This window comes from Cohnella pontilimi, from assembly GCF_005049045.1.
Lineage (GTDB): Bacteria > Bacillota > Bacilli > Paenibacillales > Paenibacillaceae > Cohnella > Cohnella pontilimi.
Window position 1 is genome coordinate 123149 of record NZ_SUPK01000006.1, and the last position, 14107, is coordinate 137255.

Consider the following 14107-nt stretch of genomic DNA (forward strand, 5'->3'; position numbering starts at 1 on the left):
CCTGACCTGCTCAATCCCGGTGATCCGCGCCTACCGCCTCCGAAATTCTGGAGAACCCGTCTTTTTTCAGTCTTTCCCGAAGACCTTTATGCATTACCTTCAATAGTCCCGGTCCCTTATAGATGAGCGCCGTATACACTTCCACCAGGCTCGCGCCCGCGCGGATTTTCTCGTATGCGTCGTCCGCGCTGAAGATTCCGCCGGAACCGATTATCGGCAGCTTGCCTTGCGTCATCGCATATAGCGACCGAATCACTTCCGTCGAACGCTTCGCAAGCGGCTTACCGCTCAACCCGCCGGTTTCCCGCGCGTTGGGATCGGTCAGACCGTCCCGCCCCACGGTCGTATTGGTCGCGATGATGCCCGACATGCCGCTCCGGACGATGGCATCGGCCATGTAGCGAAGCTGCTCTTCCGTATTGTCCGGCGCGATTTTGACCAGAATCGGCTTGACGAGTCCGCCGTGCCGTTCCGCTTGCGTCTCCATTTCTTCTTTCACTTCGGCGAGCAGCCGATTCAATTCGTCTCCATGCTGCAGTGCCCGCAAATCGGGGGTATTGGGCGAACTGATGTTAACCACAAAAAAGTCCCCGTAGGGATAAAGCAGCTGCAAACAGCGGCGATAATCATTCGCGGCGTTTTCATTGGGCGTCATTTTGTTTTTACCGATATTGACGGCCAACGGCACCGTTCGCCGGCCAAGCCGCCTGAGCCTTTCGGCCATCGCTGCCGCGCCTTCGTTGTTAAAGCCCATTCGGTTGATGAGCGACTCGTCGGCCGGAAGCCGGAACAGGCGGGGGCGTTCATTGCCGGGTTGGCCGACCGGGGTGACGGTGCCTACTTCCAGAAAGGACAAGCCGATGCGGGAAAATCCCGCCACCGCCTTGGCGTTCTTGTCCAAGCCCGCGGCCAAGCCGATCGGATGAGCAAAATGAAGGCCGAACAAATCTACCGCCAGATCAGGCGTTTTGCGCACCCCCCAGACGGCGGACAGCGTCCTCTTGACGCCGGGTATCCGTGCGGCGCTTCCCATGCCATCGACGATGAGACGGTGGGCGGCCTCCGGATCCATGCGGAAAAGCAGCGATTTAGCCAACCGATAGATCAAAGAGTTCAACATCCTTTCTTACACTTCCGGGTAACAGTTTAGCCTTTTCACCGACAAAAGAAAAGAGCGAAAAACCCGGTTTGCGAACGCGGATCGAGCCTGATATCTGGCGCTCCGTACAGGAAACGGTTACAATGAGGACAAGCAGGCATCATTCGTTTATAGAAAGGTTGGTTCACATGAGCACTGCCAAGAAAAAACCGCCGATCACCTCCAAAACAAAGCAGCAACAGCAGGTGAACAAAAAAGCGCTGATTTGGATCGGATCGATTTTGGCGGTCATCGTGATCGCGGTCGGAGTGTTGCTCGTTCTGAACGTCTAAGTCAACCAGTCATACGTTTTGCGGGGGTTTGTCTCGTCGCTCGCGTTCGGCAGCCGGAATCGTTCCGGAGGGACGCGCACGGCACCGGGCAGTCCCCCTTTTGCTATCGTCACCTTCGTCCCTGTCGGAACGAGATCGTATAGTTCCTCCAAATCCTCTTTCTTCATCCGGATGCATCCCTGGGATTCGTCTTTGTTGATGCTTTCCGGATCATCCGTTCCGTGTATCGCGTATCGGGTGTCGGATAACGTCATGCCGCGGCTGCCGAAAGGTCCGTCCGATTTCCCGTTCGGATTCCTCACCTTCTCGGTAATCTCAAACGTGCCCAAGGGCGTCCGCGTTCCTCCCAAGCCGACTTCGTAATTACGCAGAAGCACCCGGCCGCTGACCACCGCCAGACGATGGTGAACCGTGTCCACCACGATTTCCAGAGGCCGTTCCGTCAACGAACGCCATGCGCCCGAAGGAACCGTGCGGCCGCTGCCCGAACCGAAAGGCCAGATCGACTGCCCCCGCAAACCTTCTTCGCCGGTACCGGCCTCAGGCTTCGTCAACTCGGCAAACCACTCCGTCATCGGTTTCGTCCAGCCTGCCATATGATTCGAGGGATAGCTGCCAGCCAGCGCTTCAGGCGTGGCCGGCATTTTCCCGAATTTTGCACGATACCGGACGATGGCGCTGACGAGCACCAGCTTCTCTTCCTGCACCGGCTTCCAGTTGCGCACCAATTCGTTAAGCTTCCCGGCGTCGCCCGGTTCGCAGCCGCACCAGGCAGGGTCGTACCAGCTGACCACCGCAGTTCCGGGAGCGGAACCCGGCGACACGGCGGCCAGCGGTTTCCCGCTCCGCAGCCAGTCATTCCACTCACCGAGCGATACCGCCTTCACCAAGACGAGCGGTGTCCGCGCCACTTTCTGCGTCAACAGCTCTCCCAGCGCCGTGCGGCCGTCCTTGCCGGGATCCGCCGCAGCTGCAATCATACCAACCTCCGCTGTGTCGTTGCGCAAAGCGTCCGTACGCTCTTGCTGCCCGTTCATCGCCGATGGCCGCCCTTCATCGTCTATCGGATAGCCCGGCGCCGCCGCCTTTAAGCCCGGCAACAGCACCGCAGCGGCGAGCAGCACTGCGGCCGCGATGGATGGCCGTCCCCGGCGGCGCCTCCGGGGTTGGCTCCACGTCGAAAAAGAGCCTGCTGCTGCTGCCGCTGCAGGCACAGACTTCGATTCGAAAGCTTCGTAAATTTCCCCGGCTTGCGCGAAACAATAGTTGGCCTTGGCGTCTTGTCCCTTCGCCTCATACTGCTTGCCGAGCAAATACCAGGCCATGCGGCTGTCTTCATGCTTAAGCAAGTAATCTTTAAACGGAAGCGCATCCTCGATATCCGGCACGCGGTCGTAAAATTCTTTGAGCCGCTGCTGCAGCCTCAATTCCTCACTCACGCGTTCACCTCCCGCCTCGCGGGCATTACGATCAGCATTGGAGCACTTTATCGATCGTTATATTCACATTGCCCGCTTTCACCGGAACTTTGACGTTTGCGGGTTCGAGGCACCAGCGGCCTCCGTTTGTCATTGGCAAGTTTTACCTCCCCATTATCTAACAAATGGAGCGATTCTGTCACCAAAATTCGATGCAAATTTACACAATAGACCACCTGTAAACGATGTTTTGAACGAGCCTTGAAATTAAAAAAACCCTCTCGCGGGTCTGTCGACCTGCGAAAGGGCTCTTCCCTTGGTACTATGATTACTTGTTAAACGGAGCGTCGGCCACTTTGATCGAGTCCGTCGGGCAGCCGTCAGCCGCGTCTTGCAAATCGTCGTACAAATCTTCCGGAATCTCGGTGTTGCCGTGGTTGCCGTCGCCCGAGTAAATCACTTCGGCGAGGCCTTCATCGTCGTAATCGTAAATGTCAGGAGCCGTGGCGCCGCAAGCGCCACAAGCAATACAAGTGTCTTTCTCTACCCAAGTAAACTTGGCCATGGGTTACCCTCCTAGAATTCGGTTCCGTCGGTTAGCGTTTTATACGCTCATGTCCAATATCAATATAATATAAAACGTTGGCCGAATCAAACGAAAAAGCAGATGATATCCATCGTTTTCCGTTCTTAATAATCGTTCTCATCGTCTGTTTGCGGACCGCGCAGAAAGTCTTTTTCGAGCGAGGTTCCGCGCAGCTTCTTGTTTCGAATGAGAGAGGAAGGATCGTCGCCGAGCATGCCGGCGGTCAACACCGCTCCCTCGCCGAACTTATCGCGAAGCCGGTCCATGACGGTGGCCAGCTTATCGCGCTTCGGCGTCTCCTCGAACGTGAACAAATCGAGCTGTACCGCCGTTTCCTGCTTCGGAGACAAGTTTTGGAGCGTGATCCCGAGCAGGCGCACGGGGTCGCCCTCCCGCCAATTGGCGTCCATCAGCCGGCAGGCTTCCTTATATACGTCTTCAGAGATGTCGGTGGGAGCTGCCAGACCGGCGGCCCGTGTGATGGTCTTCATGGACGGATCCCGGATCGTGATTTGGATGGTGGAGCACATCATGCCGTGGCGCCGGAGCCGGCGGGTCGTCTGATCGGCCAAATTGAGCAGCACCCTTCGGAACTGCTCTTTTTGCGTCAAATCAGCCGGCAGCGTCGTCGTATGGCCGATCGATTTGGCGGCTTCCGCGAGAGGCTCAACCGGCGAATCGTCGATTCCGTGAGCGGCCCGCTTCATCCAGGCGCCATACACGCCGAAGCGGTCGATCAGCATTCGCTCGTCGGCGGCGGCCAATTCCCCGATTGTGCGAATATTGAGCCGTAATAGTTTATCCGCCGTTTTGGAACCGATGCCGTACAATGTCTGGCAAGGCTTTCCCCACAGCAGCGCGGGAACGTCCCTTCTTCGGAGCACGGTCACTGCGTCCGGCTTGCGCATGTCCGACGCCATCTTGGCCAGCAGCTTGTTCGGCGCGACACCAATCGAACAAGGGAGCGACAGCTCGTTTTTCACCCGGGAGCGGATCGTCTCCGCGATCTCCACGGGTGTCCCGAATTGGCCGCTGCCCGTGACATCCAGGAAACATTCGTCGATCGATACGGCTTCGACCATCGGCGTGTAATTGCCGGCGATCCGCATAAAACCTTTACTGTATTTCCGGTACAAGTCGAAGTCCGGGGCGATGATCGTCAGGTCCGGGCAAAGCTGCATCGCCTGACGCACGGTCATGCCGGTGCGGACTCCCCGTGCCCGGGCTTCATAGGAGCTCGTGACGAGAATCCCTTTGCGCAGCTCCACGCTTCCGGCCACACCCGTCGGCTTACCGCTGTACAATTCCGGCTGTTCGGCGGCGTGAACGGAGCAATAGAACGCATTCATATCAATATGCAAAATATATCTCCGCTTCGTCTCGCCGATCGCCGCCGCCCCCTTTTTTCGCACGAACGCCCATTCGCTCTTTTTCATTATAATCATGGGCCGATAAACGGTGCAACGGAGCGGCAGAGCTCTCTACATTTACAGAAAGCCATGCTATAATAGTAATCACCTGTTTTGGCATAAGGGGGATATTCGCTTTGGGCATGACAAACTCGATCACGATTTTCGATACCACGCTGCGGGACGGAACGCAAGGCGAAGGCATCAGCCTGACTGCCGAAGATAAAGTCAAAATCGCCTTGAAGCTCGATTCTCTGGGCGTCCATTATATTGAGGGCGGCAATCCCGGAAGCAACGGCAAAGATATTGAATTTTTCCGGCGCATCCGCCAGATGAACCTCACGTCGAAGCTGACGGCGTTCGGAAGCACCCGCCGCAAAAATTCCGTATGCGAACAAGATATCAACCTGAAGCACCTGACGGAATCCGGCGCGCAGGCCGCGACGCTGGTCGGTAAAACGTGGGATTTCCACGTTCATACTGCCCTCCAGACGACGCTCGAGGAAAATCTGGCCATGATCCAGGAGTCGCTGGCTTACGTGAGAAGCCGCGGCATGGAAGCCTTGTTCGACGCGGAGCATTTCTTCGACGGGTACAAAGCGAACCCCGATTATGCGTTAGCCACCCTCGCCAAAGCGAAGGAAGCCGGAGCGGAATGGATCGTGCTGTGCGACACGAACGGAGGCACGCTTCCGACGGAGATCCACGAAATCGTGTCTCGTGTCGTCTCCGCGATCGACGCCCCAATCGGCATTCATACGCATAACGACTGTGAGCTCGCCGTGGCCAACACGCTTGCCGCCGTCGCTGCCGGTGCCCGGCAAGTGCAAGGTACGATTAACGGATACGGCGAACGGTGCGGCAATGCGAATTTGTGCTCCATTTTGCCCAATCTTCAGCTCAAGATGGGTTACCGCGCCGTGCGCGACGATCAGCTGAAGATGCTGACCAGCGTGGCTCGATACGTAAGCGAGTTGGCCAACGCACATCTGCCGGTTAATCAGCCTTATGTCGGCAATGCGGCTTTCGCCCACAAAGGCGGCATCCATGTATCCGCAATTCTCAAAGACTCCAAAACCTACGAGCACATCCCGCCGGAACTCGTCGGCAACAAGCAGCGGGTGCTCGTGTCCGAACTCGCGGGCCAGAGCAACATTTTGTCCAAAGCCCAGGAGATCGGGTTGGACGTGAACGCGGAGCAATTGAAATCCCGCGAAGTCATCGACCGGATCAAGGAGCTTGAGCATCAGGGCTATCAGTTCGAAGGAGCGGACGCTTCGCTGGAGCTGCTGCTGCGTGACGCTTATGGGGATACGCAGCAAGTTTTCACGGTGGAAAGCTTTAAAATGATCGTCGAAAAAACAGCGGCCGGCATGTTGTCGGAAGCGATCGTGAAAATCAACGTCGGCGGACAGCAGGTGTACACCGTAGCGGAAGGGAACGGCCCGGTGAACGCTTTGGACAACGCACTTCGCAAAGCGCTGGTGCAGTTCTATCCGGATATCAATCATATCCATCTGACCGACTATAAAGTTAGAGTGCTCGGCGGCAAAGATGCCACGGCCGCCAAGGTTCGCGTATTAATGGAGTCAACAGACTTTAAGGATACGTGGAACACCGTCGGTGTCTCTTCCAACGTCATCGAAGCGAGCTGGGAAGCGCTCGTCGATTCGATTCGATACGCTCTGCTCGGCATGGTGAAGAAAAACGACGTGGAAAGCGAAACGCCGCGGGAGTCGCTCGGGCTCGTAAATTTTTAACACCTGCGACAAAAAACCTCCATTCTCCGATGTTCAACGGAGTGGAGGTTTTTTGTTGCTTATTATTTTGTAATTTCATCCAAATACGATTCCCACTGCTTCAAAGTGATCACGCCGTCGATCCGCTGCCGGATCGTCCCGTTGCGGTCCACGATGAAGCTGGTCGGATACGAGAACACCTTGTACGCGTCTCCGGCCTCCCCCTTCGCATCCGTCAATACCGGGAACGTGAACCCTTTTTCCTCGACAAATTGTTTAGCTCCCCAAACCTTATCGTATTTGGTAGCGTTCACTGCGTATAATTCCACTTTGTCCTTGTACTTGTCGTACAATTCCACCAAGTCGGGGGCCTCCATATCGCACGGGCCGCACCAGGACGCCCAAAAATTGACGATCACGGGTTTGTCCCGCTTTCCCCCCACTTCGTATGTGGCTTTGCCGTCCAGAGTCGCCAAAGTGAACGCCGGCGCCGGAGAACCTTTCTTCGGAGTCGACGGGTCCGATACCGGGGCTTCGATGCCGCCGCTCGCCGCGGGAGAGCTTTTATCGTTACCGGCTTGATTAAACCATACAACGGCCACGATCGCCGCAGCTACAGCGATCAATATTACAATGTTTCGTTTCACTGTTCATTACGCCTCGCTCTTCTGCTGTTGACACGATCTGTTCATGTGCCTTTCCTATTTTACCTCATTTGGCTCGCCGGTACCAAACCGCAACGGGAATGGCGGTCTTTCCTCGGGGGTACATTAACCTGTGGATGACTTCCAGCACGCAGCACAAGGAGGAGCCGAATGGACGCCGCGAAAACGAAACAAAAGCTCCGCATTACCTTTACGAGCGATATTCCCGAAGAGGATACGGCATTGGAATCCAAGGAACGTTCCGAAGGTGGCGGACAATCCAAACAACGGCCGAAAGGCCGCATATGGGAGTATATCGCGCTGGCTACCGTGCCCATGGTCATGGTTCTCGGCAACTCGATGCTCGTTCCGATTTTGCCGACATTACAAAGAGAGCTTGGCGTTTCCAAGTTCCAATCCAGTTTGGTTATCAGTCTGTTTTCCGTTGCCGCCGCCCTCGTGATTCCGATCGCCGGTTACTTATCGGACCGGTTCAACCGAAAAGCCGTTATCATCCCGGGGTTGATTCTGTATGGCGGAGCCGGAATTTTGGCAGGCTTCGGAGCCGTGTGGCATTCGTACGGAACGTTAATCACCGCGCGGGCTGTGCAAGGCATCGGTGCTGCAGCAACCGCGCCGATCGCCATGGCGTTTGTGGGGGATTTATATAAAGCCGGTACGGAAAGCCAAGCCTTGGGCCTGATTGAGGCCGCCAACGGCACCGGCAAAGTGATCAGCCCGATCTTGGGCTCTCTGTTCGCCCTGCTTATCTGGTACGCTCCGTTTTTCGCGTTTCCGGTATTTTGCTTTTTGTCCTTGGCCGCCATGATTTTCATGATCAAGGAACCTAATCGCAAAGGGAACACCAAACCAATCAAAGAGTACATCCATTCCATCGGCAAAATATTCAAAAAGGACGGCAAATGGCTCATCGCGTCTTTTTTCGCCGGATCGCTCGCTTTGTTCATCTTGTTCGGGGTGCTGTTCTTTCTGTCCGAAATTTTGGAGAAGCCTCCGTATTCCATTGACGGTGTTATCAAAGGCTTTGTGCTCGCCATTCCGCTTTTCGCCATGGTGTGCACGGCTTATATTACCGGCAACGTCATCCGCAAGAACGGGGTGCTCATCCGCTGGTTGATGAACATCGGCCTGGCGTTGATGGTCATTTCCCTCGGTCTTGCGATTTTCTTCAACAAAAATTTGTATGTGTTCATCGGGCTCCTTACGTTCAGCAGCATCGGGACAGGCCTTGTGCTGCCTTGCCTCAACACGATGATCACGGGTGCCGTTGAAAAATCCGAGCGAGGCATGATTACTTCTCTGTACAGCAGCCTGCGGTTTTTCGGCGTGGCGTTCGGTCCTCCACTGTTCGGCTGGCTGATGGACATTTCACACCGGATCGTGTTTATTACGGTCTCCGCCCTTTCGCTGATCGCGCTTAGCCTCGTCTTTTTCCTGGTGAAGCCCGGTAAAAAAGTGGCCTAGGGATTGTCCGGTACCGCTTCTTCCTTCATACTCATGGGGGAAGGAGGGCTTGATTATGCCTGAAGCGGCCATTTTACCGAAGGAAGTGGAGCGCCGCCTGACGGATGCGTGCCGCAGACGTCTGCCGAACGAGACGTGCGGCATCCTGTTCGGCACCGAAGCTGGCGCCCAAGTTGAGGTTGAAGAGTTTGCCGTCATTCGCAACGCCGCCCGCCGGCCCGGCGAATCGTTCGCCTTCTTGCCCGAGGATTGGGTATCGGCATATTATGAAGCGCAAAAAAACCAACGAAAGATCGTCGGTTTTTTCCATTCTCATCCCGACGGCCGCCCGCTTCCGAGTGTTAAGGATGCCAAAGGCTGGCTGCCATGGGGAACTTATTGGATTGTAGGCTTCTCGCAGCATGACTCTGAGATCGCGGCTTATACGGTCAGCTCCGCCGGGGACTGGCGGTCGTTGACCGTTCGTGCCGGCTGAGATACATCGGAAGAATTGCTAAATATTTTCAGATGCTCCGGATAGCCGCAGCTTCCATGCTCGCTCAGGTCGAGACCCATGATTTCCTGTTCCTCCGTAACCCGGAAGCCAATCGCCTTTTTCATGATCCACAGCAGCACGAAGGAAGCCGCGAAGGCGAATGCGCCGCACACGACGACGGATTCGAACTGCACCCACAGCTGCGCTCCTCCGCCGCCGTACAGAAGACCGGCTCCGCCTACTCCTACTTTCCCAGCCAATTCAGACGTGGCGAATATACCGTTCGCCAGCGTGCCCCAAACACCTGCCGCTCCGTGCACGGACAAAGCGGAGATCGGATCGTCGATGCGCCTCTTTTCGATCCACCGGGCCGCCGCAAATACGAGAACGCCCGCTGCCAGACCAACCACGACCGCAGCCCAAGGTTCAACGTACGCACACGATGCGGTAATCGCGACCAGGCCGGCCAGCGCTCCGTTCAGCATGGTCGGAATATCCGCTTTGCCGCTTGCGAGCCAAGAGACAAGCAGTGCGGCCACCGCTCCTCCGGCTGCGCCCAGTTGGGTGTTAAACGCCACATATCCGAAGAAACCGTCGCCGATCGCGAGCGAGCTGCCTGCGTTAAAACCGAACCAGCCGACCCAGAGCAAAAGCACCGACAGCGCGGAGAACACTTGGTTGTGGCCGGATATTTGATTCACGGAACCGTCTTTGTTGTACTTGCCGATCCTTGGCTTCAGCAAGATCGTGGCGGCCAGCGCCCCCATCGCTCCTGTCAAGTGAACGACCGTGGAACCCGCATAATCCTGTGCGCCGTCCGCGGCCAGCCAGCCTCCTCCCCAGATCCAGTGGGCGATCACCGGATAGACGACAGAGGAGAAGAGAATCGTATAAATCAGGTACGAAGAAAGTTTCGCGCGTTCCGCAAAGCCGCCCCAGGCAATCGACAGCGAAACGGCGACAAAGGCCAATTGGAAAATGAAAAATACGGATTTCGGGTAGCCTTCACCTTCCGCAGCAACCAGACTCGGATTGAACAAGAAGTCGCCTAAGCCGATCCATTTATTCAAACTTTCGCCCGCATCCGTGCCGAACGCGAACCCGTAGCCGGCCGCCCAATAAATGAGCGAGCATAATCCCAATGTAAAAATGGTCTTCCCTGCGACATGACCCGCGTTTTTCATGCGGGTCGATCCCGTTTCGAGCAAAATAAAACCGCCTTGCATGAGGAGCACGAGCACACCGGCCACCATGATCCAGAGAGCGTTGAGCCCCATGTTAAGCTTGGACGTGGAAGAATTTTCGGCAAATGCCACGGTGGGAAACAGCAGCGTCAACGCGCCGATCGCAATGAGACTCTTTTTAACCAAGACAACAACTCCCTAATGTTAGATTACATGACACAATAGATGATTTTTACGCCATTATAGAGTGGAAATCAGACGATTACAACTGGAAATATGAATAATTTTGTAAAATATCTAACATGAACATAACATATATTCATAAATAACAAGCATAACGTTTGACTGTACGGTTAAGCGCGCGTATCATAGAAAGTGAATCTCCATATGCAGGAAAGAGGGTGCACACGATGCGGTCAGGATCTTCGGAGCCTCCGCGCCTTTATCGGATCGGCGAATTGGCCAGGCTGGCCGGCGTCAGCCCCCGCACGGTCGACTATTATACCGGGCTCGGTCTGCTCGCGCCCGCCAAACGGTCTTCCGGCAATTATCGGCTGTACGATGATGAAACCTTGGCCCGGATTCGACGTATTGAACATATGAAAGCGCAGAAGTTCTCCCTGGAAGAAATCCGCGAACAGTTCAGCATCCTCGAGCGGGTATCTCCAGACGAAGAGATCACCCGCAAACTGGCGGATCTGCAGACGCATTTGTCGCAGCTGGAGAGGGATGTCAAAGAGCTTGAGCCTGTGCTCGATTCACTGAAGCCGCAGCAGGCCAAACGGCTCTTCAGGGCGATAACGCCGCAAACCGCCGCGTGTGTGGAAGCCTTGCTTTTGCTTCTGGGGAAAAGCAGCTTGATGTAAGCTTTGCCATTTACGCTGATGGAGGGAATATTAAAATGTTGTTTTGGACACCGATTGATTGGTTGATTATACCCGCTTTCCTATTGTCGCTTTGGGCTCAGTTTAGGGTCAGCGGCACCTTTAACAAGTGGTCCGATGTACCCGTCGCGAGCGGCATGACCGGATACGAAGCGGCGCGCCGGATGCTGGACCGCAACGGCTTGCACGATGTGCCGATCGAGCCGGTGCCGGGCAAGCTGTCCGACCATTACGATCCGATTCAACGGGTTGTGCGTTTGTCCGAACCGGTCTATTATGAAAATTCAATTTCTGCGGTTTCCGTTGCCTGTCACGAAGTCGGCCACGCCATTCAGCATGCGCACAGCTATCCGATGCTCGTCCTTCGTCACCGGATGTTCCCTATGGTGCGTTTCGCTTCCGGGCTTGCGCCTTTCTTGCTGATCGCAGGTTTCCTGTTCCACATGACGGGACTGATTGGAGCAGGCATTCTGTTCTTCTCCGCGGCCGTCGCATTCCAGCTCGTGACGCTGCCTGTCGAATTTAACGCCAGCAATCGGGCGCGCGATCTCATGGTCGCGGAAGGGTTTATCTCCAACGAGGAAGAACGCGGCGTCGCGAAGGTGCTTAATGCAGCAGCGTTGACGTATGTAGCCGCGGCGCTCATCTCTCTGCTCGAATTGATCAAGTATATTTGGCTCTTCACCCAGAGCGACGACTAATCTTGCATAAGCATACGAAAGGGGCTGTCCGGCGGACAGCCCCTTTCGTATGTTCAGAATGGTCTCAACGCGAGGTATATTCGTTTTGGAAAAAGTCCAACAAAAATTCATGAAACATCTGCACGACGGTGGGCAGTTTATAGCCGTTGCGCCGGATCAATCCTATGGTACGAACGACGTGCGGGTTCCGCACCTTCACAATGACGGGCATCATCGCGCTCGTCTGATACAGCGCCATCTCGGGCAGCAAACTGACACCCATCCCCGCGGCGACCAATCCGCGGATCGTATCCGTCTCTTCGCCTTCGAAGCCAATCTTGGGCGTGAAACCCGCTTTCAAGCAAGCCTCCCACACCAAAGACCGGAGGGAATAACCGGGGTTGAACAAAACGAACGATTCATCCTTCAGCTGATCGAGATCGATGGCGACTTCCTGCGCAAGCGGATGCTTGTCCGGCAAGATGGCGAACAATTCTTCGGTCAGGATGATTTCACCGGTGACGAGATCGTTCTTCTCCGGATGCGGAGAAATAAAGGCGAGGTCTACCTCTCCTTCCGTCACGTCCCGGATCAGCGAAGCATACATGCCTTGCCGAAAACGGAATTTCACATGCGGATGCAGCTTGCGAAATGCGGATACTACGCGCGGAACGATATGATATCCGAGGCTGTGCGGAAATCCGAGCCGGATTTCGCCCGCTTCGGGATCGAGAAACTCGTGAATTTCCATGACGGCCCGATCCAAATCCGTGAGCAGCGATTCGGCGCGCCGCAGAAACAGCTGTCCGACCGGCGTGAGCTGCACGTTCCTCCCTTTTTGCATAAACAGCCGAACGCCCAACTCTTCTTCCAGACGGTGAATTTGACGGCTTACCGCCGATTGCGCGACATGGAGCTCTTCCGCTGCCTTGGTCACATGCTGAAGTTTTGCCACCTTGACGAAATATTGCAGCTGCCTGAGTTCCAAACCCTCTGGCTCCTTTCCGGTAGCGGCCTCTCCCACATTGGACTTTGCCGTTTACTAACGATTATAATAATGAAAGGCAAGTCTAACAATGAAGGAGGATTTTTTATCATGGCACAAGAACGCGGTGCAACATTCAAAGGAAATCCCATTACACTCGCCGGTCCGGTGCTCAAACCCGGCGATCAGGCGCCTGATTTCACCCTTAACAAAAACCTGCTTGAGACTTCGAGCCTCAAAGATTTCGCCGGCAAAATCAAACTCATCAGCGTCGTTCCTTCCGTCGACACCGGCGTTTGCGACGCGCAAACGCGCCGTTTCAACGAAGAGGCAGCCAAGCTGGGAGAGAACGTCATCGTAATCACCGTGAGCGCGGACCTTCCGTTCGCCCAATCCCGCTGGTGCGCGGCGGCAGGCGTTGACCGGGTCGTTCTTCTTTCGGACTACAAGAACAACAGCTTCGGACAATCCTACGGTGTGTTGATCAAAGAATTCGCCCTTGATATGCGTTCCATTTTCGTTGTGGATGCGCAAGACAAAATTACTTACGTGGAAGTGCTGGGCGAAATGACCGAGCATCCGAACTACGATGCGGCCGTTGCCGCCGTGAAAGAACTGCTTTAATCGAAAGTTTTCTCACGCTTTCAAATACTGAGCGAAATTAAACTTTCTGTGTCATAACAAAAAGCGAGGCAGGCCAAGCGCCTTCCTCGCTTTTTTCTTATCAGGCTTAATAGCGATAATTGGCCAGCTTGCGGTCCAAAACGCCGTAGATCTCCTGGATGACGCGGTAGTTCGAGCCCAGATCACCAAGCGAACCGCGGGAAGCCGAGTATATGTCGACGGCGGACGCACCGGGCGATGTTCCGACGATCTGAACGGTAATATCCATCGTTCGTCCGGAAATGGTGCGTTTCTCCATCACGATTTCGCCGATCGTTTCAAGCTCGTGGAGTACCCGATAGCCTTGCATTTTTTTGAGGATGGAACCCACTTCTTCGAAAGTCCGGTCTTTGGAAAGCCGATAGTAATGCGACTTGAGCTTGGGGTCTTTCGCCTTATCACCGGTATGTTCATGGCTGCGGAGCAAACCGACCAACACTCGCTTCAACAATACTCTCTCTCCCTCTCGGTGCATCATGCGTATACCATTCTATGATAACATGCTTGCTCCTAGGATGAAAGTA

Annotated in this window: 15 protein-coding genes; 7 read left to right on the forward strand and 8 right to left on the reverse strand. The window is 55.2% G+C overall.

All coding sequences use genetic code 11. From position 1 onward, the window contains the following. Nucleotides 1-10: 10 nt before the first annotated feature. Entirely contained in the window at nucleotides 11-1120 is a 1110-nt protein-coding gene (locus tag E5161_RS13220; RefSeq protein ID WP_136778292.1) for a quinone-dependent dihydroorotate dehydrogenase, read from the reverse strand. Nucleotides 1121-1287: 167 nt separating this feature from the next. On the opposite strand from E5161_RS13220, the gene E5161_RS20805 reads away from it, so the two are divergent. After that, on the forward strand, nucleotides 1288-1431 hold the full coding sequence (locus tag E5161_RS20805) for a hypothetical protein (protein WP_169306690.1): 144 nt from the start codon (nucleotides 1288-1290) through the stop codon (nucleotides 1429-1431). Here the strand turns inward: E5161_RS20805 and E5161_RS13225 are convergent. The 3 genes from E5161_RS13225 to E5161_RS13235 form a co-directional block, all read right to left on the reverse strand. Next, complete coding sequence (locus E5161_RS13225; protein WP_425456529.1) at nucleotides 1428-2756, reverse strand: L,D-transpeptidase; 1329 nt, start codon at nucleotides 2754-2756, stop codon at nucleotides 1428-1430. The genes E5161_RS20805 and E5161_RS13225 overlap by 4 nt on opposite strands. Before the next feature lie 421 nt (nucleotides 2757-3177). After that, nucleotides 3178-3414: a ferredoxin gene (locus E5161_RS13230; RefSeq protein ID WP_136778294.1), complete on the reverse strand. Its 237-nt coding sequence runs from the start codon at nucleotides 3412-3414 to the stop codon at nucleotides 3178-3180. Between the two features lie 125 nt (nucleotides 3415-3539). Next, nucleotides 3540-4847 (reverse strand): DNA polymerase IV, encoded by a 1308-nt coding sequence (locus tag E5161_RS13235; protein WP_281279877.1) that lies wholly within the window; start codon nucleotides 4845-4847, stop codon nucleotides 3540-3542. 140 nt (nucleotides 4848-4987) lie between these two features. Here E5161_RS13235 and cimA point away from each other — a divergent pair, with 140 nt between their 5' ends. Next, nucleotides 4988-6604 carry a citramalate synthase gene (cimA, locus tag E5161_RS13240; RefSeq protein ID WP_136778514.1) on the forward strand — a complete coding sequence of 539 codons (1617 nt, stop codon included), beginning with the start codon at nucleotides 4988-4990 and terminating at the stop codon, nucleotides 6602-6604. 62 nt (nucleotides 6605-6666) lie between these two features. Here cimA and E5161_RS13245 read toward each other — a convergent pair whose 3' ends face one another. Continuing rightward, a complete protein-coding gene (locus E5161_RS13245; RefSeq protein WP_136778295.1) occupies nucleotides 6667-7230 on the reverse strand; it encodes a TlpA family protein disulfide reductase in 564 nt (187 codons plus the stop codon). A 168-nt stretch (nucleotides 7231-7398) separates the two neighbouring features. On the opposite strand from E5161_RS13245, the gene E5161_RS13250 reads away from it, so the two are divergent. Together E5161_RS13250 and E5161_RS13255 are read left to right on the forward strand one after the other, a co-directional pair. Next, nucleotides 7399-8712, forward strand: a complete 1314-nt coding sequence (locus tag E5161_RS13250) for an MFS transporter (protein ID WP_136778296.1) — start codon at nucleotides 7399-7401, stop codon at nucleotides 8710-8712. Between the two features lie 55 nt (nucleotides 8713-8767). Further along, nucleotides 8768-9187, forward strand: coding sequence for a M67 family metallopeptidase (locus E5161_RS13255; protein ID WP_136778297.1), 420 nt, complete (start codon nucleotides 8768-8770; stop codon nucleotides 9185-9187). Here E5161_RS13255 and E5161_RS13260 read toward each other — a convergent pair. Continuing rightward, on the reverse strand, nucleotides 9133-10557 hold the full coding sequence (locus E5161_RS13260; protein WP_136778298.1) for an ammonium transporter: 1425 nt from the start codon (nucleotides 10555-10557) through the stop codon (nucleotides 9133-9135). The genes E5161_RS13255 and E5161_RS13260 overlap by 55 nt on opposite strands. A 224-nt stretch (nucleotides 10558-10781) precedes the next feature. Between E5161_RS13260 and E5161_RS13265 the strand changes: the two genes are divergently transcribed. Together E5161_RS13265 and E5161_RS13270 are read left to right on the forward strand one after the other, a co-directional pair. Then, nucleotides 10782-11237 (forward strand): MerR family transcriptional regulator, encoded by a 456-nt coding sequence (locus tag E5161_RS13265; protein ID WP_136778299.1) that lies wholly within the window; start codon nucleotides 10782-10784, stop codon nucleotides 11235-11237. A gap of 35 nt (nucleotides 11238-11272) precedes the next feature. Continuing rightward, entirely contained in the window at nucleotides 11273-11956 is a 684-nt protein-coding gene (locus tag E5161_RS13270) for a zinc metallopeptidase (RefSeq protein ID WP_136778300.1), read from the forward strand. 64 nt (nucleotides 11957-12020) lie between these two features. On the opposite strand, the gene gltC is transcribed toward E5161_RS13270, so the two are convergent. Beyond that, nucleotides 12021-12923 (reverse strand): glutamate biosynthesis transcriptional regulator GltC, encoded by a 903-nt coding sequence (gltC, locus tag E5161_RS13275; protein ID WP_136778301.1) that lies wholly within the window; start codon nucleotides 12921-12923, stop codon nucleotides 12021-12023. A gap of 108 nt (nucleotides 12924-13031) precedes the next feature. On the opposite strand from gltC, the gene tpx reads away from it, so the two are divergent. Then, on the forward strand, nucleotides 13032-13544 hold the full coding sequence (gene tpx, locus E5161_RS13280; RefSeq protein ID WP_136778302.1) for a thiol peroxidase: 513 nt from the start codon (nucleotides 13032-13034) through the stop codon (nucleotides 13542-13544). Between the two features lie 106 nt (nucleotides 13545-13650). Here tpx and E5161_RS13285 read toward each other — a convergent pair whose 3' ends face one another. Continuing rightward, on the reverse strand, nucleotides 13651-14034 hold the full coding sequence (locus E5161_RS13285) for a DUF1499 domain-containing protein (protein ID WP_136778303.1): 384 nt from the start codon (nucleotides 14032-14034) through the stop codon (nucleotides 13651-13653). Nucleotides 14035-14107: the final 73 nt, after the last annotated feature.